This is a genomic window from Clostridium fessum (assembly GCF_003024715.1).
GTDB lineage: Bacteria > Bacillota > Clostridia > Lachnospirales > Lachnospiraceae > Otoolea > Otoolea fessa.
In genome coordinates this window covers 283,318-307,339 of sequence record NZ_PYLO01000001.1, presented here as the reverse complement: position 1 = coordinate 307,339, position 24,022 = coordinate 283,318, and the positions used below count along the sequence as shown (strand labels likewise).

Genomic DNA, 24,022 nt, shown 5'->3' with positions numbered 1-24,022 from the left:
TATATTTTGGAAATATCATTACTGATATACGATCTGGCCATCCGATACGGTGCTGGCATCCAACACGATATGGTCATAAACCGATAATCCATATTTGGTTCCTTTTTCTACAATGTAATATTCACCGCTATTTGCAAGTTCTTTCACCTGCTTGAACACCGCGTATCCCTTATTAATATTGTAAGCACCTGTCAGCTTTGCCGTCGGTCCTACCTGGAAGCGCTCGTTTGAATCCGGCTTCACCAGATAATCGCCGCTCTTTAACAGCCCATCGTCGCTCTTCTCGACATAATAATACTCATCGGTCGAGCTGTAAATCTCCGGCGTGACAAATTCAATCGACGCCTTTCCGCCTTCGCCGTAAACTTCTTTATTGAAGCCAGCCTCATCTTCAGTAGCGTTACCGCCCGTTGTCATATAATCAACTGGAATGGTATAAAATTCCTTCTCCATCACCGATGATACCGGAATTTTAAGTCCCTGCGTTTCCTCGCTGGAGATCTCGAAGTTCATAAAACGCTCGGATTCAAACTGGATCATGTAACGGTCCAGATCCAGGCGTCCATACAGATTGCCATCGGAACCGGTAAACATCGAATAATTTCCCCGGAATTTCATATCACTTCCCAACGGCTCGATCGTCAGTGTATCTTGATCGGCAAACTGCTCTTTATCCTTGTCATCCATCTGAAACACGATACTCCAGTTCTCCGATGTGATGATCTTGTACACCGGCGTGCCCGCCTCGATCAGTTCCCCAGCTCGTCCCACCTGCCGCGTATATTGACTCCGGTCAAACGAATCCGCCGTCACCTCCTCCGGCGCGACCCCCTCAAAAGAATCGGTCACATAGGAAATAATACCCGGCTGGGGCGCCGATATCTGTTTGTAATTGATACCCTGTGCCTGAAGCTGTGCATCCATATCGCCCAGCGCATTGAAATTCATATACTCTGCAACCGAAGCCTGCAAAGAATATTTGGCGTCGTAGACGCTTTCAAAGCGCTGATCGTTGTAGGATAAACAGAACGAACTGAGTTGTTTCTTCAAATCAGCCAGATTTTCTGCTGACAGGGACACCCCAGAGGACTGATTTTCTTCCAAAAATTTCCCCAGCTCGCCGGTCTCATCTAGCGAATAGACGCGCGCCCCAGCGCCTGCCCGCTTTCCCTCGCGCACATAATAGTTGACGTACCCGGTCTGCGGTGCATTTTCCACTGTCTCATCCCGAAACAGGATTCCGTTGTATTCTTTATTATTTACAATACTTCCCTCGACGACCTCATAAAACTGGACGTGATCCCGCCTGAGATATGTATAGACACTGAAAGAAAGATAGACGAAAATCATGGCAAAAATGATCATGCCTACATTGATATTCAATGGCTTTCTGTAGCGTACAATTTTCTTGTTTTTGGCCATGCAGCTCTATCCTCCCTTTTCCCGATGTACTTCTCTGGCAGCTGTTTCTGCAGTTTCACAGTTACCAGACAAAAATCCACGCAAATTTGTCTACGGCCATGGACTTTTGCAATATTCTGTATAGCCCAACGTACAGCCTTTATTATACGAGTGAATTGTCCAAATTTCAAGATCAATTCATCCCGTCAATTATACAGAATCATCCATAATCTGCAAATGCCAGAAGGAGCGGCAGGGAGTATCGCCCGCATTCCGCATCGTGTGATAGAGATTCGGCTTGATATAGATCGAATCGCCCGGTCCTAAGAGATAAACCGTTCCATCCAGATTGACCTCCATCTTGCCTTCCAGAACGACTCCGACCTCCGCGTATGGATGCAGCCCCCAGGACGGCGGTGTATCTTTTGTCTCTGGATCATAGGTTGAAAACTCATAAATACCGCGTTTCTTTCCAAAATCCAGACGGCGGATTTGAAGCTTGTACTCATCATATTCATATAACTGCTGCTCCTCCTGGCGGATCAGGGTTCTCTCCTCGCCGGAAGGACTGAGCAGATCCCGGATCGAAATACCAAGCGCCACGCAGATGCGCTGCAAATTGTTCAGCGTCGGGCTTGCCTGGTTCCGCTCTAGATTGCTCAGATATCCCACTGACAGATCGGTAAACTGGGACAGCTTCTGGATCGTGATAGATTTACTCTTGCGAATCTCCTTGATCCGCTGTCCAATATTCTCCACTTCTTCAAATTCCATGCAATCCCTCCGAACGTTTTATTTTTACGGTTCTGCTATTATTCATTATGCGTTCTTTCCATGCCGCCTCGATCTGATCGAGCGCCTGTGCAATCACACTGCGCGAACTGCCCAGATTAAAGCGCATAAATCCAGATCCCTGTTCACCCGAATGCGTGCCCGGATCCAGCCATACCTTCGCTTCATTCGAGAAGAATGCCATCAATTCATCATCCGTCATCCCCAGTTCACGGCAATCCAGCCATGCCAGATACGTTCCCTCCGGTTCTACCAGTTGAATCTGCGGCACACGGTTTTTACAGAAATCGCGCACCAGTGCCAGATTGCCAGCCAGATAGCCGATAAGCTGATCCAGCCATTCCCCGCCGCCTTCATACGCTGCACGGCAGGCGAACAATCCCAGACGGTTCATATTTTCCTGACCAACATCCAGCAGCTCCGACCGGAATTTACGCCGCATCTCCGGATCCGGGATAAAGAGGTTTGATGTCGCCATGCCAGCCAGATTGAAGGTCTTGCTCGGCGCTGTACACATCATCGAATGAAGGCATGCTTCCTCTGAAATCGACGCATACGGAGTCTGCTCATGCCCCTGCCATACAAAATCGCCATGGATCTCGTCGCTGATCACGTATACATGGTGGCGCAGGCAGATGTCAGCCAGTGCGGTCAGCTCTTCCCTCGTCCAGACACGGCCAACCGGATTGTGCGGATTGCATAAAATCATCAGTTTGACATGCTCATCCAGCACCTTCTGCTCCAACTCTTCCAGATCCATCTCATAATGTCCATCTTTTAAAACCAGCGGATTCTCCACCAGCGTCCGCTTATTGCGGAGGATCGCCCGGCTGAATGGATGGTAGACCGGCGGCTGGATCAACACCGCATCGCCCTCCTGGGTAAAAGCCCGCACTGCGATCGAGAGTGCAAACACGATACCTGGCGTGCAGGTCATCCACTCCGGCTGCAGAGTCAGATGATGGCGTTTCTGATACCACGCTGCCACCGCATCAAAGTACGACTCATCTGCCCGGCTGTAACCGAAAATCCCGTGATCTACTGCCTTTTTCAGCGCTTCAACCACGCTGTCCGGCGATCGAAAATCCATATCCGCCACCCAGAGCGGCAGAATATCATCCGCTTTCCCATTTTCTTTCTTAAAATCATGCTTGATCGACCAAGTATGGGTCCGATCGATCGGTGTATCAAAATCGTACTGCATAGAAAATCCACCTTTCTGTTATATATCGTTAAAATTTTCCAAATTCAGCCATAATTTTAAAAAAATTCTAACTAATATTTTACACCAGTCGGCGATCAATGTCTACAATTACTCCCTCAATTAGCCAAAAAACTAAGAAGCTGACGAGGACAGGGCGGTCTGGCTTTCAGCTTGTCAAATTGTACGCATTTTGAGCACAGATGTCCGAATGAGGCAGATGTAAGTCCGCATCAGGCGAGCATCTGTAGCGAAAGCAAGCGAACAATGATAAGTCTGAGAAGCCAGGCTGTCCTGTCCCCGTCAGCTTCGACGCCTTCACGAATCTATTTAATTTACTTTACCATATGACAAGCCACAAAATGCCCCGGCATCACTTCCCGGAGTTCCGGCAGCTTCGCCCGGCACTCCTCCGTCGCATACGGACATCTCTCGGCAAAACGGCAGCAGTCCTTCGGGTTGATCGGGCTTGGAATCTCGCCCTTAACCATGATACGCTTCTTCTCACGCACCAGCCTCGGATCCGCAACCGGAATCGAGGACAGAAGCACCTGCGTGTACGGATGCAGCGGATGTGCATACAGCTCTTCGGAATCGGCAAATTCAACCATCGTTCCCAGATACATAACGATAACACGGTCGGAAATGTATTTGACGACGCTCAAGTCATGTGCGATGAAGAGATAGGTCAGTCCCATTTCTTCCTGCAGTTCCTTTAACATATTTAAAACCTGCGCCTGGATTGAAACATCCAGTGCGGAGATTGGCTCGTCGCAGATCACAAACTCCGGTTCGACCGCTAATGCCCTGGCAATACCAATTCTCTGCTTCTGACCGCCGGAAAACTCATGCGGGAAACGGGACATATGGTCGCGGTTCAGACCGACGCGCTTCAGGATCGCCTCTACCTTCTGATCCACATCCTTGTCCGTCGCCAGTCCATGCAGTTTCATGCCGGAACCGATGATATCCTTGACCGTCATACGCGGGTTCAGGGAGGAATGTGGATTCTGGAAGATCATCTGCACATTCTTGCGGAATGCTTTTTCCTCTTCACGGGTGTATTTAAAAATATCTTTTCCTTTATAGGTGATCGTGCCTGCTGCCGGCTCATAGAGCTTTACCAGGCACCGTCCCGTCGTGGACTTGCCACATCCGCTCTCACCTACCAGTCCCAACGTTTCCCCTTTATAAATCGTAAAATGCACGTGATCAACTGCTTTCAGCACTTTTCCCCTGCCGACGTTGAAATACTGGCAGAGATCCGTGACCTGGAACAGGGGTGTGCTCCTATCAATTCGTTTTGCCATGGTGTCCCCTCCGTTTCTCTTCCGGCAGAGCCGCAACATTTTCCTCTTCTTCCTGTTTCTGCGCCTCAGTCAGCCCTTTCATGATATCCACCTTCGGCGCATATTCATGCTGCAGCCAGCACGCACAGGTATGTTCGTCTGAAAGCCTGTGAAATTCCGGCTGTTCTTCATAACAGACCTTCATCGCAAACTCACAGCGCGCTGCAAACGGGCATCCTTTCGGCGGTGCAAACAGATCCGGCGGAGTTCCATCGATCGGCACCAGCTTCTGATTCTTGGAGGTATCCAGCGTAGCGATTGATTTGATGAGACCTGCCGTGTACGGATGTGCCGTCTCATAGAAGATCTCATCAACCGTTCCTTTTTCAGCCACCTTGCCGCCATACATAACAAGCACGCGGTCGCACATCTTGGCGATAACTCCGAGATCGTGGGTAATCAGGATAATCGAGGTGTTCATCTTATCGCGCAGTTCCTTCAGAAGATCCAGGATCTGTGCCTCGATCGTTACGTCCAGCGAGGTCGTCGGCTCATCCGCGATGATGATGCTCGGCTTGCCGACCAGCGCGATCGCGATCATGACACGCTGCTTCATACCGCCGGACAACTCATGCGGATACTGTTTATAACGACGCTCCGGCTCATTAATGCCGACCAGACGCAGGATCTCCAGCGCCCGTTCCCTGACTTCTGCCCGGGTCATCCCCTTCCGTCCGACAAAAACCTCCTCGATCTGTTTTCCAACCGTCATGGTCGGGTTTAACGAGGTCATCGGATCCTGAAAGATAAATCCAATCTCCACACCGCGGATTTTCCGCATCTCGCGGTCTGTCTTGGTGATGATCTCCTCGCCTTTATACTTGATCGAACCGCCCTCAAAAAATCCCGGCGGCTCCGGGTTGAGCTTTAAAATGCACTGGGAGGTAACGCTCTTGCCGCATCCGCTCTCGCCTACAATTCCAAGAATCTCGCCTTCGCGTACATTAAAACTGACATCCCGGACGGATTTTACCACGCCGCCGTATGTATGGAACGAGAAGGTCAGATTCTTGATTTCCAATATATTTTTAGCCATTGTCTCCTACCTCCTATTCCGTTCCTCTCAGTCTCGGATCAAATGCATCCCGCAGACCATTTCCGAGCTGGTTGAGCGCCAGTACAGTTGTACAGATAAAGAATGCCGGCACGTACAGCATATGCGGCGCTGCCGTCATCATACGGGTTCCCTCTTTTGCCAGAACGCCCCAGCTTGCCTGCGGCGGGGAAATGCCGAGACCGATATAACTCAAGAACGCCTCCTGGAAGATGGCGCTCGGGATTGCCATTGTCAGGTTTGTGATCAGAAGACCCATGATATTCGGGATGATCTCACGCACGATGATTGTGAACGCCGACTCGCCCATGACGCGGGCTGCCAGTACAAAATCCTGCTCTTTCAAGCGGTATACTTCGCCTCTGGTAAAACGGCAGGTTCCCGTCCATCCAACAATAACCATTGCAATGATTAAGCTTTTAACGCCGGAACCTAATACTACCATAACCAAAATACAGACGATCAGGGATGGAATACCATAAATAACATCGATGATACGCATGACGATCATATCAAACTTGCCGCCATAATAGCCGCAGAAACCGCCCAGCACTGTACCAATTACAGTATTTAAAAGGGCTGCCAGAAGACCGATCGTCAAAGAAACACGCGCGCCCATCCAGACACGTACCCAGAGGTCACGCCCCAGAGAGTCGGTTCCCAGCCAATGAGCTGCTGAAATCCCCTTGCTCATCGAGTAGGCATCCTGCTGGTCAAATCCGTAGTGGCTGAACATCGGTGCAAAGATCGCTAACAGTCCATATGCAATCAACAGAATCAGACTGAAATATGCCGCCTTATTTGTCCGGATTCGTCTCCACGCCTCCTGCCAGAAGGTCAGGCTTGGTCGGGAGATCGATTCCATTTTTTCAATATTTTTACCTACCATCTCAAACTTGTCGAGGGTAATCGCGCGTCCATCTGTCAAGTTTTCGGATGTACCCGCTGCTGCGCCGGAATTCTCAGAAGGCAGCACATTTCCATCTTTCATTTTCATCTCACCCATACTGCCACCTACTTTCCACCGATCCGCACTCTCGGATCGATCACGCCATACAGAATATCAACTACCATGTTGCAGAATACCAGGAATGTGCCGTAAAACGCCGTCATGCCAAGGATCAGGGAGTAATCGTTGTTCTGCACACTCTCAACATAATATTTACCCATGCCGGGGATAGCAAACAGGGACTCAATAACAAATGTACCGGTCAGAACGGCTGCTACCGTCGGACCAAGGATTGTGACAACCGGCATGATCGCGTTCCGGATCTGATGCTTCCAGGTCACACGGAACTTCGAAATACCCTTCGAGCGCGCTGTCTTGATATAATCCTGCTGGACTACCTCCAGCATACTCGCACGCATGATACGCGAGACGGATGCCATCGTGTAGAATCCCAGTCCGATCGACGGCAGGATCGTGTACGAAAAGCCCTTGTACTGCGCGATCGGGAACAGTCCCCATTTGACTGCAAAGAAATGCTGCAGCAGTGCGCCCATGATAAAATCCGGGACACTTGTACCAAATACAGCTACAATCACAAAGATTAAATCAATTTTATTGCCACGGTTTAATGCAGAAATAATACCAAATACAAGACCAAAGGAAATCGCAAAACATAATGCGCGGATACCAAGGTCTGCCGAATACGGAAATGCGCCTGCTAACAGGTCATTGACGGTACGGCTCGGATATTTGGTAGAAAAACCGAAATTTCCATGAATCAGATTATTCAGATATGTCAGATACTGCTGGAGTAAAGGTTTATCGAATCCGTAGTAGGCACTTAAATTGGCCTTTGCGGTTGCTGACATTTTCGGATCATTGAACGGTCCGCCCGGCATCAGCCTTGCCAGGAAAAATACAACGGATACGAGAACAAACACAGTCACAATGGATATTCCCACCCGCTTCAGTATATATTTTTTCATAGGTTCACGCTCCTTTAACTACGGGAACATCCCAAATCCGGTTGTTCCGGCCGCCGGTTACGGCTCATTCATCCGCCAGGTAGCCACCGGATATGTACTGCGCTTCAGAAATCCAGCCGCTTTGCCGGATCCTGAAGCGCAGGTGCTTCAATCATCTTCTAAGGTTTTTCAATATGTTTTGGATAGATGATGGATTAGTTTGTGATGTCCACATACATATAGTCATAGTTCAGTCCAACAAAGTATGCGCCCAGATTCTGTACACGGTCAGATACCATATACGGAACCTCTCTTAACTGAAGCGCTACCAGTGCGCCGTCTTCCAGGAGTGTCTTCTCTGCATTGAACAGATTGTCCATACGCTCTTTACCGGAAGTTGTCTTGGAAGCGTCGATGTACTTATCGTATTCATCACTGTGGTAATTTAAGTAGTTGTAGCCGGAGGTGCTGTACCAGAGCTCCAGGTAGCTGTACGGGTCAGAGTAATCCGGTGCCCAGCCGCTCATGATGATATCGTACTCATCACTGTCCGGAACCAGGAGTGCGTTTTTCGTTGCGTACGGAACCATGTTGATATCTACGTTGATACCCAGGTTGTTCTTCCACTGGTTTGCAACAACCTCTGCCTCTTTCTTCGCTGTGTCAGAATCGGATACAACCAGTTTCAGGGAAATATCAGAAGCACTGGAAAGACCTAATTCAGATAATGCCGTATCCAGATACTCTTTTGCCTTATCCATATCACCCTGAAGTGGGAATGCCTCTAACGGATACTCGGTGCCGTACTCACCGTCCACGCCGCGAACCTGCGGAAGCACATATCTCTGGTTAGCCTGATATAAGCCATTGTGGGTCAGAAGAATGTATTCTTCACGGTTGACTGCGTAGTTCATCGCCAGACGCAGGTTCTTGTTTGCCAGATATTTATTCCGGTGATTCAGTGCCGCATAATCGTCTGCGCCGTTGTAGTAGGACTGTGTCTTGCCCTCATACTGCGCTGCCAGCTCGGTTGGAACCTCTGCCAGATCCAGCTCGCCTGCATCGAACATCGAAACAGCGGTAGTCTGATCGGCTACGGTCAGAATCTCAACGCCGTCCAGACTGATCTTTTCATTGTCATAGTAATCTGGATTCTTCGTCAGTTCTACCTTGCCGTTACTGTATTCACTTACAACGAACGGTCCATTGTAAACCTGTTTATCGGCACTTCCGCCGAACTCATTGCCATATTTCTCAACCAGGTCTTCACGTACCGGCATGAATGCACTCATGCTTGTCATGCTGACAAAGTAATCAGCCGGATTCTCAAGCGTAATCTCCAGGGTAAAGTCATCCAGTGCCTTGACTCCCAGTTCATCCACCGGAAGTTCACCCTCACTGACCTTGGCACCGTTCTTTAAAACAGCACCCAGATAGCTGGCAGGGCAGGCTGCTGCCGGATCGCAGAGACGCTTCATACCGTACTCATAATCCTTAGCCGTAACAGTCTGTCCATCACTCCACTTTGTATCCTGACGGAGTTTGAAAGTATATACGAGACCATCATCGCTGACTTCATAGCTCTCAGCGGTTGCCGGCTGAAGCTCGCCCTGTACGTTGCGGTACAGACCATCATAGATATGATAGGAGACGGTCGCGTCTGCTACCGAGTTTGTCTTATCAGGGTCAATCGTCGCGATATCCGCCGTGTTGGAATAACGGAAAATCTTTTCGCCCGCTGCTGCGCTCTGGGAACTGTCACTTCCCGATTCAGCTGCCTTCGTATCATCCACCGAAGCGCTCGGAGTGGAACAGCCCGCTACACTCGCTGCCATCAGTGCAGCTAATCCCAGTGCAAGTAGTTTGTTTTTTCTCATAATATTCCTCCTTGTCCTTTTTTATTAAAGCTCAATCAGTTCCTTTGTGGCGCTGATCAGGTTTTCATTGCCTGTCTCCGTGATGAGAAGCTGATCTTCAATGCGGATACCGCCCCATCCTGGAATATAGATACCCGGTTCCACGGTCATGACATTATTGGCATGCACGATATTTTTAGAAACAGGGCTCATAAATGGAATCTCATGGACAAACATGCCGACGCCGTGTCCGATTCCTGTGTAGTGATATGGAAAATACTCGGTCCCCTCGATGATCTTCGTGGATTCATAATATGCATCCGATGCCGAAACCCCATCTTTTAAGAATCCTTCCACCGCAGCGACCATCTGCTGCTCAATCTTGTATACTTCCTTCTGCTTCGGCGTTGCGCGTCCGACTACCAGGGTACGCGTCATATCAGATAAATAACCATGATACTGGCATCCATAATCCATCAGGACCAGATCGCCGTATTCAATCGCCTTCTGGGACGGAATTCCATGAAGCAGGGATGTTCTCGCACCGGAGATGAGGATATTGCCGTATGGCTGTGTATCCGCGCCCTCCAGAACCATATAGAGGCTTAAACGCGCCGCCAGCTCTTTCTCGGTAATGCCGACCCGGATATCCTTCTGGATCTTTTCATATGCCCTTGAAGCAATATCACAGGAGATACGCAGGCACTCAATCTCTTCCGGCCTCTTGATGGAGCGGAACTCCTCGATGATGCCGTCCGCCGGTACCAGCTCTGCTTTTACCTCCGACTGGAGGTTCTGGTACTGTTCAACGGTCAGGTGGGCTGCTTCAAAGCCGATCGTCTTTGCCCCAACCTTTTCCGCCGCGTAGGCAAGTGCCTTTCCGATGGAACCGTAGGTGTCTCTCCAGTTCAAAATTGTGTAATCCGGGCACTCATAGGAAACCTGCTCGGTGTAGCGCGGATCTGTCAGAAAGAATTTTTCCTGCTCCGTGATAAAAAGCCAGGAATCTTCGCCGGTATAATGGCTGACATACTTTACATTGACCGGGCGGCTGATGAACATGCCATCCAGGTGCTCTTTCTGCATATACGCAAGTAACTGTTCCATGCTTACTCTCCTCCCATCACTGATTCTATTTCCTCTATCGTTCTGGGGATGGATGCTGTCAGATTCTCACAGCTATCCTCCGTTACCAGGCAGTTATCCTCGAGGCGGAAGCCGATGCCCCATTCCTCGCAGTAGATGCCGATATCCACGCAGAAAACCATACCCGGCTCTACGATATCGACATCGACCAGATCATGTGTGTCCCAGCCAACATGGTGGGCGCCGCCGTGCCAGATATATCTGCCGACATCCTCATACCGGTCACATAAGCCGATCGCTTTGAGCTGTTCGAAATTGTATTCCCTCGCCAGCCGGTCCACGTCTGCCATCTTCATTCCCGGCCGGATGATAGAGAACATGTGCTGCGAAGTCCGGTATGCACATGTGTAAAGAAGTCGCTGCCGTTCGGAAAACTTTCCGTTGCACGGCCAACCGCGCGATACATCATTGAAGAGGTGGTCGTACTGGGCGCCTACGTCGTTGAGAATCATATCGCCGTCCTTCGCCTGCCCTGTGTACTCATAATAGTGAATACAGAAATTATTGGCTCCCGCGGAAATGATACTCGGAAATGCCGGTTCAAGGCATCCGTGCTGCGCCAGTGCGTAGTCGAATTCGGCTTTATACTGGTATTCGTACATTCCCGGCTTTGATGCCTTCATCATCGCCAGAATGCCGTCCCTTGTAATCTTGACTGCCTCCCGCATCGCCTCGATCTCACACGGCTGCTTGATGGTGCGCTGGCGGCGTATCTGACGGGAAATATCCGTGAGTGTGGCTGCCGGGTACCACTTTCTAAGTTTCCGTGCCATCCGGATACTCTCGGTATCTGCATCCTCCGGATCGTGCCGATACAGATCCATCGCAATCCGCTCAAACCGTCCGCTCCGCATCAGAAGTTTCAGACGGTTTTCCCACTCGCCGCTCGATGCGATCTGCGCGGCCCCGGATCGCGCCCTGGCCTCCTCCGGTGTGAACCGTTTCCCGGTCCACCGCTCGGCCAGCATATCCGGCGGAAGTATGTAAAGTGTTTCCTGTACCTCTTCTCCGTCCTTCTCTGCCATCAGGACTGTGTGTTCCTGCCCGATGCCGGTCAGATAGAGAAAACTCCGATCGGCATAAAACGGATAATTTTCATCGGCTGTTTTTCGGATGGAAGAACCGGAAAACAGGAGAAGCAGGGTGTGATCCGGAAGGCTGTCATACAGCCGCTGTCGGTTCCCTTGGTAAAATTCTGCATTCATAGTATTTTCCTTCCTGTCTTTTAAATGATTTCCGTATACTTTTGTATCTATCTCACAAATAGATGTATCGTAATCTTTTGTCTCCCGACATGTGTCATTATACCGTATAAATCAAAATTTTACAATTATTTTTCAGTATATTTTGTAATTTTTTCATTTAATGCAAAATTTCATATATATGATAGGAAATCCTTTCAATTTTGAAAAGAATGTAAAAGCATATCTATTTTTTCCCAAAGGTGGTACCTGCAAAAGAAGCATTTCAATGAAAATGTGGAAAGATGGTTTTGAGCCCAAACTAGAAAATTAGAAAAAAAGAGACCATCCAATTCTCCTTTTTCAGATGAATCGGACAGTCTCCTGTCTCCGCCCTGCGCTGACAGCTGCGGTTTCGTTCATTTTGAATCTCTTATAAAGATACTACAACACTTTCTTTCGCACACTCTGGAAGATCGGCTGCATTCATGGATATGCTTAAAACGAATTTTACATGATATTTCTCACTGATGGTCTCCAGCGTCTTGTAGGTCTCTTCAATATCCGCTCCCTCGAGGCAGGCAAGTTTCAGGAAGCTGTCAAGATACATCTGCTCCAGATCGTGATCCTGGCAGATAATACCACAAATAAATCCGATAAATCCATCGCTGGTATCAATCGGATATTCCTGTACATTGATAAGGCGAATCTGGTTATTCAACTCATACATATGTTTGGAACTCTTATCCAGATAGACAACGGAACCCTTGGCTTCTTTGACAGCCGTGTTCGCCATATCGAGTAAATATTTAGTTTTTCCTTTTCCCTTTGCTCCTGCGATGATCTGAACCATAACAATCTCCTCCTTGAGTTTATTTAAGTTGTATGTAAAATCTTTTATTGTATAAATAATTATAGTATAAATTTATAAATATTGCAATCACTTATTTGAAATTTTAGTCAAAATTTCCGTCATATTGTCATAAAGTGACGGACGATTTGAAGATTTTAGCACAACCGATATATATTCCTTGCCATCGTCCCCATCGCTCGCCATGATCAGGCAGTAGCCAGCCGCCTGTGTGGTGCCGGTTTTGCCGCCTAAGACAGTCACTCCCTCCGGTGCCTCGCGGTCTCCCTTCAGATACCAGTTGCCAACCTTCCAGACCTGCTGTTTTGCGGCTCCATTTGCATCGGTATAATCAGCTGTATAAGACTGCGCGTTGATGATCTCACAAAACAGCGGCAGTTTAAGCGCCTCGTTGAAAATCAGATAGAGATCATATGCCGTTGTATAGTGGTCGGTGCTGTGCAGACCATTTGCATTGACAAAATGCGTGTGGGTCGCACCGAGTTCCTTCGCTTTCGCATTCATCTTCTCCACAAACGCATCCGTGCTTCCGGCGATATGATCCGCAATCGCATTGGCTGCATCGTTGCCGGACGGAATCATCAGTCCATATAAGAGCTGCTCCAGCGTAAAGGTATCGCCCGGCTTGATGCCTGCCATCGAAGTGCCTGCCTCGCGGATCACGACATCATCATTTGCCGTCACCTCATCGGAAAGATTGCCTTCCTCGATCGCGATGATCGCCGTCATTACCTTCGTGATGCTCGCCGGGTACATCTGGTCATAGATGTTCTTACCATATATAACGCTGGAGTCGGTCACATCAAACAATGCGCCCGCCTGCGCCGTCACCGCATCATCTGGAGCAATATCGCCGTCTGCAGATTCCGGTACGCAGAGAGAAGACGCAAAAAAGGGCGCCAGCCCGGCACCTGCCGCTGGCGTCATCTGCGCTTCCCGTTTTTGAAATGAATATGCCTGTTCCAGACCGCGGGCACCACAGCCGGTCAGCATGCCGATACCGCAAAGCATCAGTGCACCCGCAAGTCCGATTGTCTGTTTTCTCATTTGTACATCTCCCGCCATTCCATATCGCCGCGGTCAAGCGCCTTGACGAGAAGCTCTGCCGTCGCCAGGTTTGTCGCCATCGGGATATTGTGAATATCACAGAGGCGGACAACATCATTAACATCTGGCTCATGCGGCTTCGGCGCCAACGGATCGCGCAGGAAAATCAGCAGATCGATCTGATTGTGTTCGATCTGTGCGCCGAGCTGCTGGGAACCTCCCAGATGACCCGGCAGATATTTATGGAGGGTCAGATTCGTAACCTCCTCAATCAGGCGGCCTGTCGTTCCTGTCGCATAGAGTTCATGCTTGCTCAGGATGCCGCGATATGCGATACAGAAGTTCTGCATCAGTTTTTTCTTCGCATCATGTGCGATTAACCCGATATACATCTATACCTGCCTCCTTAATGATTCCTATTTTTCATAACCATAAAATTCAATTTCCATGCAGCTTCACAGTCCATGCATGTACTTACTGAACGGTTACGTTATTTCGTTGCAATCCAACATTGAGAACAACTCCCATTCCGATAAACATACTGAGCAGTGAACTAAGTCCGGAGCTTATAAACGGAAGCGGAAGACCCGTGTTCGGGAAGATTCCCGTGGCTACCGCAATGTTGGCAAAACTCTGGAACGCCAGAAGCGCCGCCATGCCCGATGCAATCAGACGTCCAGCTGTGTCTTTTGCGCGCGCCGCAATCCAAAGGCACTCATACACCAGCAGCGCATAGAGGGCAATGACCGCCACGCCGCCGACAAACCCAAGCTCCTCTCCGATAACAGCGAAGATAAAGTCCGTCTGTTCCTCCGAGAGGAAATTTCCATTCTTGACGGAGCTTAATGTGTTGTTAAAAAGCCCCTTGCCGCGCAGCTGCCCGGAGCCGATCGCCATCATGGAGTTATCCTGCTGACGGTTCAGATCCGTAAATTCACTGCTGCTGTGGAAAATCTTTCCCATGATACGCTGTGCCTGGTATTTCTGGAGAAACGGGATGAATCCCTGCAGCGACAGATAGATAAGCGCCGCAAATCCAGGTACCCCGACCGCCACCGCACCGGCAATCCATTTGTAACTGATACCGGCTACATAAACCATGCACAGAATCATGAAGCAGATGACGATGGTGGTGGAAAGGTTCGGCTGTAAATATACCATGCCGACCGGAAGGACACAGATAAGCGCCGTCATCCCCAATGTCTTTGGCTCATTGATTTTATCCCGGTTTCTGGAAAGAAAATTCGCCAGGATGAGGATCAGACCGATCTTTACAAACTCGGACGGCTGGATCTGAATCCCGCCGATCCGCAGCCAGCGGGTCGCGCCCTTGGTGGTACGTCCAAACAAAAGAACTGCCGCCAGCATTCCGGCACAGACCACATAGATAAGCGTGGTAAATCGGAAATACTGATGGTAATCAATCAAAGACAGAACCAGACAGATAATCAGGGATACAACCACTCCGATAATCTGTTTTATCACAGAGGAACGGTCCTGATTGCTGGCGCTCCCGACAACCAAAATGCCGAGAACACTCAGCAGAATCATATAAATGAGGGCTCGAAAGTTGTAATTTCTAAATTGGTAATCGAATATCATGCTGTAAATGGCTCCTTAAAGTAAGAACCGGCACCGACGCACAGACCGCCGGGAATACCTCCGCCGGCTGTTCTGAGGATGTCCTCAGAATCCGGAGTGTCACATCCCCCGGATCAATCTCCAGATAACGTGACACGCTCCTCAGGAAATCTGCGCGAATCAGATCCAGAAGTTCCGGCGAACAGCCCGCCCGATCGGCAGTCAGAAGGTGTTTTAAACGCTTTCTGGCTATCTCGCCGGAATTCTTTTTCGTAAACAGTTCTGCAATCAGAATCATAGCGTCCCCTCCTATGCACGTTTGAGGAAGCCGGATATCCGGGACCAGAAGCCCGGAGACGCATCAAGCTGTATAAATGGTACCGATTCTCCAAGTATTCGTTTGCATATGTTTAAATATGCCTGCCCGGCATATCCATTCATGCCGACCAGCGGTTCGCCCTGATTCGTGGATATAACGATATCCTCATCGTCCGGGACTGTGCCAATCACAGGGACAGACAGAATATCCATCACATCATCCACCGACATCATATCGCCCCGGCGCACCATATCGCTCCGGATCCGGTTGATGATCAGGTCCATACGCCCGACCCCGGATGCTTCTAAAAGTCCGATGATCCGGTCAGCATCCCTTATCGCGGATACCTCCGGTGTCGTGACAATCAGCGCCCGGTCCGCCCCGGCGATCGCATTGCGAAAGCCCTGCTCAATCCCGGCGGGACAGTCAAGCAGTATGTAATCAAACTCTTCTCTTAAGTCTTCTACTAATTTTATCATCTGCCCCGGACTCACGGACGACTTGTCCCGCGTCTGGGCGGAAGGTAATAAGAACAGGTCAGGATATCTTTTGTCTCGAATCAGCGCCTGCTTCATCCGGCAGTTTCCCTCGATCACATCGACCAGATTGTAGATAATCCGGTTTTCCAGTCCCATGACGACATCCAGGTTTCTCAGACCGATATCGGTGTCGATGAGAACCACCCGTTTGCCAAGCATGGCAAGCCCGGTGCCGACGTTCGCTGAGGTTGTCGTTTTGCCGACGCCTCCTTTTCCGGAAGTAATAACGATAACTTCGCTCATAGGAACATCCTCCTGTATTCTGTTTTACCATTTTATTCTACTCTAAAAAGTAGAATAATTCCAGTCTTAAATCCATTAAATACGCTAAATAAAATGAAAATAATCTAAAAAACTTTTTTTGACCGATTCTACGTCAATGTTTCCACCGGATACCGATGCAATCATCGGTCCGCGCCCCATCTTTTTACCCTGGCTGCGCGTTTTGGCTGTCAGATCAGCAATCCGAAGGTGCATCGGCGACATCTCCAGCGCGGTGATCACCGCGTCCTCACTTCCCGCCGCCCCAGCATGGGCGGAACCCGCCAGCGTGCCGAGGACGACGATATTGCCCCGTGCGCTGACACGCGCGCCGCGCTCCACATCCCCGATGATCACGATGCTCGCATCGGATTCCAGCAGATCGCCCCGGGATAAATTACCCTTATAGAATTGTCCCGTCCGGGCAGTCAGCTCCATCAGCCGCTCGGTCAGCGCCTTTTCACAGCGGGCGATGCGGTTAGCGTCAGTATCCAGCAGACAGAGAATCTCTATCTGGGAATTGGCGGTAATCGCATCCGTCACCTGCAGTTCCTCGATTGGGGTCAGTTTTCTCCCCTCCAGGGTCAGCGTCATCTGGGCGGATCCCCAGAATTTTTCACTTTCTTTAAACTTTTTCCCTACATCCTCCAGTAACTGTTCAAAGGGGGTGTCCGGATTCAGAATTACCGTCATACCGGACTTACATCCCTTTATTACTACGGAACTTTTCATAGTTCCATCACCTCTTAATCTCCATTGATTCGTTCATTGGACGCATCCAATGCTCCTGAATTCAGGATATCGTCCAGACTCGCATAGCCATAGAAATAACGATATACGTGTTTTGCCACCATCGCTGCATTCGAAGAAGAATATCCATTCGGGATACTGACCGTCACCGAAATTTCCGGATTCTCATACGGTGCAAACGAAATAAAGAACGCGTGGTTGCCCCGTTTTTGGGACTCCTGCGCCGTACCGGTCTTACCGGCCACGTGTACGTCCAGACCATCAAACATGCGCTTGGTCGAACTGTTGGTAACTACCTGGCGCATACCTTGTTGGACTGCATCCCAGGTGCTTGTCTGGAAATCAAGGGTTGACGCCACAGCCGGCGAATAATCCTTGACCAGATTACCCTGGGAATCCGTCTCCTTATCAATCAAGCTCAGATCATAGACCGTGCCGCGGTTGGCAAGCGCCGTCACATAGCGGGCAAGCTGCACGCTCGCAAACTGGTGCGTACCCTGTCCCATACTGGAACGCTCCGGATCGGTATCACTGATAGACGGCGTCGCCTCCGAGATTTCAATGCCCGAAGTCCGGTCCAAACCGAACATGGTCGCATATTTTTTCAGCGTCTCCAGACCTTTCTCCGGTTTGTAGCTTCCATCTGTCTCTGTGGACAGGCGGTGCGCCACCTCCGAGAAGAAATAGTTACAGGAATTTTCGATACCTCCCACGACGTTTAACGGTCCGTGGAAGCCTGGATATTTCCAGCATCGGATCGGATTGCTGACTTCCTCATAAATACCGGTACAGTTAATCATATCAGAAAGCGTGATTGCCCCCTCTTCCAGACCTGCAATCGCCGTGATCGGCTTAAAGGTGGAGCCTGGTGCTTTCAGCGTCTGCGTCGCATTGTTTCGCAGCGGCAGCGACTGATCGGCATTTAGCTGGGCAAAATAGGTGCTGTCCGAAATCCGGTTGTTGTCATAGCTTGGATAAGATACCAGTGCCAGCACCTCGCCAGTCTTCGCGCTCGTCACGACACAGCTCGCCGTACACGGGTCAAGTGCCAGCTGCGCCGGTGTGATCTCAATATTGCGGATCTTATTCATCAGGAACTGGTACGCATATTCTTCCCCGCTGACACGCAGCAGGTTGACCTCATTCTCATCGTATGCAAGCACATTCTGGGAATAGAGCGCCATGCAGAGCTCGCGCCCGGTCACAACATTGTTATTGATTAAATACTGATAAATCAGTTTCTCGAATGCCGGATCCTGTTCCAGATCGCGGAAACAGTCGTCCAGCAGTGCCGTGAAGACATCGTCCGCATTCGAATACCGGCTCTGTATGTCCAGCTTCGTCGTATCGATCCAGTTGTTGGCAATTCCATAATATAAGTATTCCCGCAGACTGATCGTACCGTTCTTCCACGCCTGATACATGTCACTGGACGTATCGATCGCATCACGCTGGACAATCGCCTTGTTGCTGGAAGAAAGATACGAATAGATATACTGCATATATGCCTGCATTTCCTCTGACAGCGCGTTCATCGGCGTTGCATTTTCAGACTGCAGTTCACCCCGCAGTTCCTGTTCAATCCGCACGCGTGAGCTCTCGTACTTCTGATAAATCTGCTGTTCCACATCGGATGCCTCTTCGGAAGCGAAATTGTCAATCGAGAGGACGTTGTTGTTGATCAGCTGGAAGTATGCCTTCTTGATCGGTATCTTAATACTGGAAGAATCGATATAAGCGATATCTTTCTCATCCTGGTTGACAATCGTCTTTAACAAGACGCCCGCCAGCTGCTTCTCCAGAATGTGGTAAATACCCTTCTGAAGGTTCAGATCGAGGGTCAGCCAGATATCGTTGCCTGCCACCGGTGCGACTTCCCCGGTCACGCTTAGGATTCTTCCGACGTTATCTACATATGCCGTCTGGGAACCTTTCTTACCCTTTAATTCCAGCTCCATCGAGGATTCGATGCCGGTACGGCCTACGACATCATTTAACTCATAGTCATCGTTGACCGTCTTTAACTCCTCCAGACGTTCGCTCGTTACTTTTCCCGTATATCCAATGATCGGCGCAAAGTAGATGCTTTCATTGTACACACGGATCGTCGATTCCTGTATATTGACGCCCACCAGATCGGCTGCGTGCTCTAAAATGTCTGCAACGGTCTCATCGCTGATATCCGTCGCGATCGTTGTAGATTCGTACTTCTGGAACGCGGTAAAACGCATCGTGTAGCGGATACCGACGATCTGCAGCGCCACCTCATCCGAAACATCGATGGGATTGCCGTCTTTGTCAAGCGGGCGCCCGTCCCGGTTCTTATCGTCACCGAGTGTCAGGTGGTACTCCTTTTTCATCCGCTCCAGCAGATCTGGCGCTGAAATGTCGGACGGGTATTTTCCATCTGAATCGTCCATCTCATCCACATTTTTAAGACCATAATAATCACGCAGGAATCGCTTGCGTCCGGACTGTGTCTCGGAGGTATACACGACATTTCCATCGTGATCGAGCGTAAGCTCTAAACTGGTCTGTGCGCTCTCACCGTGTTTATTCAAGATCGATACCAGATCGTAGAGCATCGTGTTCCACTGTGCATCCGTCTTGTACGCACCGGTATCCTGTATGGTAACGTCGTATGCCAGTTCGTTGTACGCCAGCACATTGCCGTTCCGATCGTAGATATTACCCCGCGTGCTGGCAGTCTTTATGACTTTTTCCGTCATCGCTGTATATGCATCCTGATACTCTTCGCCCTTGATGATCTGCAGGTTGAACAACCGCATCACCAATGCGGACGACATCAGGCAGAACACAACCGCCAGGACAAAAAGCCGGGAGGTAATCACTTTTTTGAACCATTCTCGCAGATATTCTTTCAGGTCATCAAACAATGTTCGAATCTCTCCTTTGTTCCCATTCTTTCAGTTTCCGGTTGATAAAAAGGAAAAACCGGTATACGACAAGCGTCGTAACCGTGGTAAATATGATCTCCGGGATAATGATGGAGACCAGATAATGCCCAAAATTCAGACGATTCCGTATCAGGAACCGGAATACATAGATGTACAGGTTATAGATTAAATCACTTGCCAGGCTCAAAAGCAGCGGCAGCGTGATGTAGTCTTCATAATAATACTTGTTGCAGATTCCACTGACATACCCCAGATTGATGAAAAACAGTGTATAAAAGCCAAATGGTCCACTGTAAAACAGATCCATAAAAAGACCTGCCACCAGCCCGTAGAACATCCCCCGCTCGCGCCCCTCAATGAAGCTGCACACAAACACCACAATCAGCAGCAGGTTCGGAGCCGAAGATAAGAAGGCGATCTGTGGGAACACGCAGATCTGGATCGTGAATGCCAGAATCAGCATGACAAGGTTAATCAGCAGCTTCCGCATTATTGTCGCCTCCATCCCCATTTTTCAGCTGGGTGATTACCAGTACCTCCTGCAGGTTATCAAAATCTGCAACCGGAATGATTGTACCGGATTTGGTTACGTTGTTGGCATCGGTCGTCAGCCCGGAGGCATAACCGATGAGAATGCCCGGCAGGAAAATATCACTGATGTTGGAGGTCACGATCTTGTCGCCCTCCTGGATATCTGCCTCTTTCTTGATATGGTCAAGTCCCAGCCGTCCATCCTGGTAAAGCGTCAGGTTGCCGGATACATTACAGGTATCGCCGGTCCGCAGGGACATGCCGCTGACGTTGCTGTCATCATCGATGATCGCGCGGACAGTTGCATAGTTTGCCCCGACATCGGTTACAATACCGACCAGTCCGCCACCTGCCATGACGTTCATATCTTCCTGGATGCCATCGTCCGCTCCCTTGTCGATCCGGAATACCTGAAACCAGTTTCCAGAGTCCTTTGCAATGACACGGGCGGCTATTTTTTTATACTGCATATATTCCTGATCAAGCTGATACAGCTCTCTGAGACGGTCTAACTCGTAAAGCTCCGACTGCAAGCGGTTGTTCTCTTCCACCATCTGATCCAGACGCATCTGGAGATTTTTGTTCTCCTCCTGCGCCTCCCGCAGGGAGGAAAAATTTTCAAGCGCATTGTAGAGACCTGTGCCAATCGCGTTGACGCCTGACTGCAGCGGTACCAGAACAAAACCGACACCCGTCCGAAGCGGCATCAGAAAGCTTGATTTGATAGACGTTGCTGTAATCAGCACAAGACAGAAGGCTGACATACCTGCCAGAATATACTTGCTGTTTTTCATAATGATAGTATTCCCCGTTCTTTGAAACTAAAATAGGCTTGTTCGCCGATAATCACATGATCCAAAAGCCGGATTCCCAGCATAGCGCCCGCCTCCTGAATCCGGACGGTCGTCCGCCGATCCTCCGCACTGGGGGTAGGATCCCCGCTCGGATGATTATGTACTAAAACGATGCTGGCTGCATGATAGCGCAGCGCCTCGATAAATATCTCCCTCGGAGATGCCGGAGAGTGATTGAAGGTTCCCCGAAACAGCAGGATATCCCGAATCAGCTTCTGCTTCGTATTGAGGATCATCAGGTGCATCTCTTCCTGCTCTTTGTGACGCATTTCCTCCATATAAAAAGCGGCGATCGCCTCCGGCGCCGTAAAAGCAGGCGCTTCTGAAAGCGTCAAGGTGCGCCAGATCCGCTGTGACAGTTCTCCCACACACAAAAGTTCGATTCCCTTGACTCTGCCGATTCCTTTCTGCTCCATCAGTTCTGGAAGAGTCAGATGCAAAAGCCCTAAAATCCCCGGCGGCTGCGCCTGCGCCAGAATCCGGGTTGCCAGAGAAAGTGCCGACTCCTGCCGGTTTCCGGTCCGGATAAGGATCGCTAAAAGCTCGGCGTCCGTCAGTGCCCCAACTCCCTCCCTCTCACATTTTTCGTAGGGGCGGTCTTTTTCAGGGATATCTTTCATGGTAAGACGCCATCCACCGGCCGGTTCAGAACTTTTTACTGGTTTCTCTGTTTCTTTTTTCATTGATTGTCCTCCTGCGTGCCTCTCCTCTGCATACAGAAAGCCATTCCCACCAGGCGGGATTCTTTGATTAAATCAGACGATATGCGATCAGTGCAATGACAACGCCGATGATGCTCGCCATCGTCACCCGGATTGACAGACCAAACGTGATAACCAGGATTCCTAAATCAAGAACAACCGGGTCCATCAGACCGAAGGATTGTCCGTAATTCAGCCACGACAGTCCCCTGACGCCGGATGCCATATTTCCGATAAATCCACCTAACACAATCCCTGTCATCAGGAGCAGCAGAAGAATCCAGAAATTTTTTGCTCGATTCATGATACCGAATACCGTCCCTTTCTATAATCTTTATTATCTTAGCACAAACTGCCGGAATGTGTATAGACAGTCCGGCAGATTTTTTTTTAAAGTTTTCTTAAAATTAATTACAAAATCATTCAAAAAACGTCATTTCTAGTCGATTTTGAGCTGCTCAGGTTTTACTATGCCTGCATCCAGAAGCTTCTGCAGGGACATTAAAATGCCTAACTTCGCATGGTACCAGGTCAGTCCGCCCTGGAAGAAGACGCTGTACGGCGGTTTGATCGGACCATCCGCGGAAAGCTCTATCGAGGATCCCTGGATAAAGGCACCTGCTGCCATAATAACCTGGGAATCATACCCCGGCATATCCCACGGTTCCGGCGATACATAGCTGTCAACCGGCGCCGCCGCCTGAATGCCCTGGCAGAACGCAATAACACCCTCCGGTTTTCCAAACGTGATCGCCTGAATGATATCATAGCGCGGCTCCGTGCTGTTTGGAACCACATCAAAGCCCAAGCGCTCATAGACGTTTGCCGCAAAGATAGCTCCCTTTAATGCGCCGGATACAACGGTCGGTGCCAGGAAAAGTCCCTGGAAGAAGGACTGGTTGACGCCAAGACTGGCGCCGACCTCCCGTCCGAGTCCCGGAGAACCAAGGCGGTACGCTGCATTTTCGATGCACTGTCTGGTTCCGGCGATATAGCCGCCGATCGGCGCCAGTCCGCCGCCCGGGTTTTTAATCAGGGAACCGACTACCATGTCCGCACCGAGATCGCTCGGTTCGATCCGCTCAACGAATTCGCCATAGCAGTTGTCTACCATACAGATCACTTCCGGTTTGATGGATTTAACAAATGCAATCAGTTCACCGATCTGCTCTGCCGAGAGGGTTGGACGGGATGCGTATCCCTTGGAACGCTGGATGGTTACCAGTTTTGTCTTCTCGTTGATCGCTGCGCGGATGCCGTCGTAATCGAAGGTTCCGTCCGGCAGCAGGTCAACCTGACGGTATGAAATGCCGTACTCCCGCAGGGAACCGTTGGACTCGCGGATGCCGATCACTTCCTCCAGAGTATCATACGGTTTTCCCACCGGCGAAAGCAGTTCGTCGCCCGGGCGCAGGTTTCCGGCTAATGCCGTGTAGAGCGCGTGCGTTCCGCACACGATCTGCGGGCGCACCAGCGCGTCCTCAGTGTGAAATACATCCGCATATACCTGTTCCAGCGTCTCACGTCCGAGGTCGTTGTAACCATATCCGGTTGTACCGGAAAAATGAATATCGCTGACGCGGTTTTTCTGCATCGCAGCGATTACCTTTAACTGATTGTACTCTGCATTGCCATCGATCTTTGTGAAACGGTCTTCCAGAGCCGCTTCGATTCTGGCTCCATATTCAAGCACTTCTTTCGAAATGCCGAGGTCGCCATACATTTTCTCTAACTCCATGGTGGTTCCTTTCCTGTT

Annotated in this window: 23 protein-coding genes; all 23 read right to left on the bottom strand. The window is 49.9% G+C overall.

The window, feature by feature from the left end; all coding sequences use genetic code 11:
• Positions 1-18 precede the first annotated feature (18 nt).
• Positions 19-1,422, bottom strand: a complete 1,404-nt coding sequence (locus C7U56_RS01470) for a biotin/lipoyl attachment domain-containing protein (protein WP_106999860.1) — start codon at positions 1,420-1,422, stop codon at positions 19-21.
• Between the two features lie 189 nt (positions 1,423-1,611).
• Positions 1,612-2,175, bottom strand: coding sequence for a helix-turn-helix domain-containing protein (locus C7U56_RS01465; RefSeq protein ID WP_106999859.1), 564 nt, complete (start codon positions 2,173-2,175; stop codon positions 1,612-1,614).
• Complete coding sequence (locus C7U56_RS01460; protein WP_106999858.1) at positions 2,165-3,397, bottom strand: MalY/PatB family protein; 1,233 nt, start codon at positions 3,395-3,397, stop codon at positions 2,165-2,167. The genes C7U56_RS01465 and C7U56_RS01460 overlap by 11 nt, the downstream gene beginning before the upstream one ends.
• A 332-nt stretch (positions 3,398-3,729) precedes the next feature.
• Entirely contained in the window at positions 3,730-4,704 is a 975-nt protein-coding gene (locus tag C7U56_RS01455; RefSeq protein ID WP_106999857.1) for an ABC transporter ATP-binding protein, read from the bottom strand.
• Positions 4,688-5,779 carry an ABC transporter ATP-binding protein gene (locus tag C7U56_RS01450; RefSeq protein ID WP_022358656.1) on the bottom strand — a complete coding sequence of 364 codons (1,092 nt, stop codon included), beginning with the start codon at positions 5,777-5,779 and terminating at the stop codon, positions 4,688-4,690. The genes C7U56_RS01455 and C7U56_RS01450 overlap by 17 nt, the downstream gene beginning before the upstream one ends.
• A 13-nt stretch (positions 5,780-5,792) precedes the next feature.
• A complete protein-coding gene (locus tag C7U56_RS01445; RefSeq protein WP_233430143.1) occupies positions 5,793-6,803 on the bottom strand; it encodes an ABC transporter permease in 1,011 nt (336 codons plus the stop codon).
• Between the two features lie 8 nt (positions 6,804-6,811).
• Complete coding sequence (locus C7U56_RS01440) at positions 6,812-7,732, bottom strand: ABC transporter permease (RefSeq protein ID WP_022358658.1); 921 nt, start codon at positions 7,730-7,732, stop codon at positions 6,812-6,814.
• Between the two features lie 194 nt (positions 7,733-7,926).
• Positions 7,927-9,588, bottom strand: a complete 1,662-nt coding sequence (locus C7U56_RS01435; RefSeq protein ID WP_106999856.1) for a peptide ABC transporter substrate-binding protein — start codon at positions 9,586-9,588, stop codon at positions 7,927-7,929.
• Positions 9,589-9,612: 24 nt separating this feature from the next.
• Complete coding sequence (locus tag C7U56_RS01430) at positions 9,613-10,674, bottom strand: M24 family metallopeptidase (RefSeq protein WP_106999855.1); 1,062 nt, start codon at positions 10,672-10,674, stop codon at positions 9,613-9,615.
• A 2-nt stretch (positions 10,675-10,676) separates the two neighbouring features.
• Complete coding sequence (locus C7U56_RS01425; RefSeq protein ID WP_106999854.1) at positions 10,677-11,918, bottom strand: aminopeptidase P N-terminal domain-containing protein; 1,242 nt, start codon at positions 11,916-11,918, stop codon at positions 10,677-10,679.
• Positions 11,919-12,327: 409 nt separating this feature from the next.
• Entirely contained in the window at positions 12,328-12,747 is a 420-nt protein-coding gene (locus tag C7U56_RS01420) for a hypothetical protein (RefSeq protein WP_022359521.1), read from the bottom strand.
• Between the two features lie 87 nt (positions 12,748-12,834).
• On the bottom strand, positions 12,835-13,812 hold the full coding sequence (locus C7U56_RS01415; protein ID WP_181357139.1) for a D-alanyl-D-alanine carboxypeptidase family protein: 978 nt from the start codon (positions 13,810-13,812) through the stop codon (positions 12,835-12,837).
• A complete protein-coding gene (locus C7U56_RS01410) occupies positions 13,809-14,204 on the bottom strand; it encodes a methylglyoxal synthase (RefSeq protein ID WP_022359519.1) in 396 nt (131 codons plus the stop codon). The genes C7U56_RS01415 and C7U56_RS01410 overlap by 4 nt, the downstream gene beginning before the upstream one ends.
• An 82-nt stretch (positions 14,205-14,286) precedes the next feature.
• The gene (locus tag C7U56_RS01405; protein WP_338108838.1) at positions 14,287-15,363 is read right to left on the bottom strand and encodes an FtsW/RodA/SpoVE family cell cycle protein; all 1,077 of its coding nucleotides are present in this window, start codon (positions 15,361-15,363) and stop codon (positions 14,287-14,289) included.
• 28 nt (positions 15,364-15,391) lie between these two features.
• Positions 15,392-15,691, bottom strand: coding sequence for a cell division topological specificity factor MinE (locus C7U56_RS01400; protein ID WP_022359516.1), 300 nt, complete (start codon positions 15,689-15,691; stop codon positions 15,392-15,394).
• A gap of 11 nt (positions 15,692-15,702) precedes the next feature.
• Positions 15,703-16,494: a septum site-determining protein MinD gene (minD, locus tag C7U56_RS01395; protein ID WP_022359515.1), complete on the bottom strand. Its 792-nt coding sequence runs from the start codon at positions 16,492-16,494 to the stop codon at positions 15,703-15,705.
• Positions 16,495-16,578: 84 nt separating this feature from the next.
• Positions 16,579-17,244, bottom strand: coding sequence for a septum site-determining protein MinC (locus tag C7U56_RS01390; RefSeq protein ID WP_106999852.1), 666 nt, complete (start codon positions 17,242-17,244; stop codon positions 16,579-16,581).
• A gap of 14 nt (positions 17,245-17,258) precedes the next feature.
• On the bottom strand, positions 17,259-20,159 hold the full coding sequence (locus tag C7U56_RS01385; protein ID WP_106999851.1) for a penicillin-binding transpeptidase domain-containing protein: 2,901 nt from the start codon (positions 20,157-20,159) through the stop codon (positions 17,259-17,261).
• Positions 20,152-20,670 (bottom strand): rod shape-determining protein MreD, encoded by a 519-nt coding sequence (mreD, locus tag C7U56_RS01380; RefSeq protein ID WP_022359512.1) that lies wholly within the window; start codon positions 20,668-20,670, stop codon positions 20,152-20,154. The genes C7U56_RS01385 and mreD overlap by 8 nt, the downstream gene beginning before the upstream one ends.
• Entirely contained in the window at positions 20,651-21,505 is an 855-nt protein-coding gene (gene mreC, locus C7U56_RS01375) for a rod shape-determining protein MreC (protein ID WP_106999850.1), read from the bottom strand. The genes mreD and mreC overlap by 20 nt, the downstream gene beginning before the upstream one ends.
• Positions 21,502-22,248 (bottom strand): RadC family protein, encoded by a 747-nt coding sequence (gene radC / locus C7U56_RS01370; protein ID WP_106999849.1) that lies wholly within the window; start codon positions 22,246-22,248, stop codon positions 21,502-21,504. Before radC ends, mreC begins: the two co-directional genes overlap by 4 nt.
• A gap of 67 nt (positions 22,249-22,315) precedes the next feature.
• Positions 22,316-22,570, bottom strand: a complete 255-nt coding sequence (locus C7U56_RS01365) for a DUF4321 domain-containing protein (RefSeq protein WP_106999848.1) — start codon at positions 22,568-22,570, stop codon at positions 22,316-22,318.
• 135 nt (positions 22,571-22,705) lie between these two features.
• The gene (locus C7U56_RS01360; protein ID WP_106999847.1) at positions 22,706-24,004 is read right to left on the bottom strand and encodes a methionine gamma-lyase family protein; all 1,299 of its coding nucleotides are present in this window, start codon (positions 24,002-24,004) and stop codon (positions 22,706-22,708) included.
• Between the last annotated feature and the right edge of the window lie 18 nt (positions 24,005-24,022).

Excerpts from the sequence above, each read along its gene's own strand:
- C7U56_RS01470 (WP_106999860.1), bottom strand. The coding sequence starts at position 1,422 with ATGGCCAAAAACAAGAAAATTGTACGCTACAGAAAGCCATTGAATATC.
- C7U56_RS01465 (WP_106999859.1), bottom strand. The coding sequence starts at position 2,175 with ATGGAATTTGAAGAAGTGGAGAATATTGGACAGCGGATCAAGGAGATT.
- C7U56_RS01460 (WP_106999858.1), bottom strand. The coding sequence starts at position 3,397 with ATGCAGTACGATTTTGATACACCGATCGATCGGACCCATACTTGGTCG.
- C7U56_RS01455 (WP_106999857.1), bottom strand. The coding sequence starts at position 4,704 with ATGGCAAAACGAATTGATAGGAGCACACCCCTGTTCCAGGTCACGGAT.
- C7U56_RS01450 (WP_022358656.1), bottom strand. The coding sequence starts at position 5,779 with ATGGCTAAAAATATATTGGAAATCAAGAATCTGACCTTCTCGTTCCAT.
- C7U56_RS01445 (WP_233430143.1), bottom strand. The coding sequence starts at position 6,803 with ATGGGTGAGATGAAAATGAAAGATGGAAATGTGCTGCCTTCTGAGAAT.
- C7U56_RS01440 (WP_022358658.1), bottom strand. The coding sequence starts at position 7,732 with ATGAAAAAATATATACTGAAGCGGGTGGGAATATCCATTGTGACTGTG.
- C7U56_RS01435 (WP_106999856.1), bottom strand. The coding sequence starts at position 9,588 with ATGAGAAAAAACAAACTACTTGCACTGGGATTAGCTGCACTGATGGCA.
- C7U56_RS01430 (WP_106999855.1), bottom strand. The coding sequence starts at position 10,674 with ATGGAACAGTTACTTGCGTATATGCAGAAAGAGCACCTGGATGGCATG.
- C7U56_RS01425 (WP_106999854.1), bottom strand. The coding sequence starts at position 11,918 with ATGAATGCAGAATTTTACCAAGGGAACCGACAGCGGCTGTATGACAGC.
- C7U56_RS01420 (WP_022359521.1), bottom strand. The coding sequence starts at position 12,747 with ATGGTTCAGATCATCGCAGGAGCAAAGGGAAAAGGAAAAACTAAATAT.
- C7U56_RS01415 (WP_181357139.1), bottom strand. The coding sequence starts at position 13,812 with ATGAGAAAACAGACAATCGGACTTGCGGGTGCACTGATGCTTTGCGGT.
- C7U56_RS01410 (WP_022359519.1), bottom strand. The coding sequence starts at position 14,204 with ATGTATATCGGGTTAATCGCACATGATGCGAAGAAAAAACTGATGCAG.
- C7U56_RS01405 (WP_338108838.1), bottom strand. The coding sequence starts at position 15,363 with ATGATTCTGCTGAGTGTTCTCGGCATTTTGGTTGTCGGGAGCGCCAGC.
- C7U56_RS01400 (WP_022359516.1), bottom strand. The coding sequence starts at position 15,691 with ATGATTCTGATTGCAGAACTGTTTACGAAAAAGAATTCCGGCGAGATA.
- minD (WP_022359515.1), bottom strand. The coding sequence starts at position 16,494 with ATGAGCGAAGTTATCGTTATTACTTCCGGAAAAGGAGGCGTCGGCAAA.
- C7U56_RS01390 (WP_106999852.1), bottom strand. The coding sequence starts at position 17,244 with ATGAAAAGTTCCGTAGTAATAAAGGGATGTAAGTCCGGTATGACGGTA.
- mreD (WP_022359512.1), bottom strand. The coding sequence starts at position 20,670 with ATGCGGAAGCTGCTGATTAACCTTGTCATGCTGATTCTGGCATTCACG.
- mreC (WP_106999850.1), bottom strand. The coding sequence starts at position 21,505 with ATGAAAAACAGCAAGTATATTCTGGCAGGTATGTCAGCCTTCTGTCTT.
- radC (WP_106999849.1), bottom strand. The coding sequence starts at position 22,248 with ATGAAAAAAGAAACAGAGAAACCAGTAAAAAGTTCTGAACCGGCCGGT.
- C7U56_RS01365 (WP_106999848.1), bottom strand. The coding sequence starts at position 22,570 with ATGAATCGAGCAAAAAATTTCTGGATTCTTCTGCTGCTCCTGATGACA.
- C7U56_RS01360 (WP_106999847.1), bottom strand. The coding sequence starts at position 24,004 with ATGGAGTTAGAGAAAATGTATGGCGACCTCGGCATTTCGAAAGAAGTG.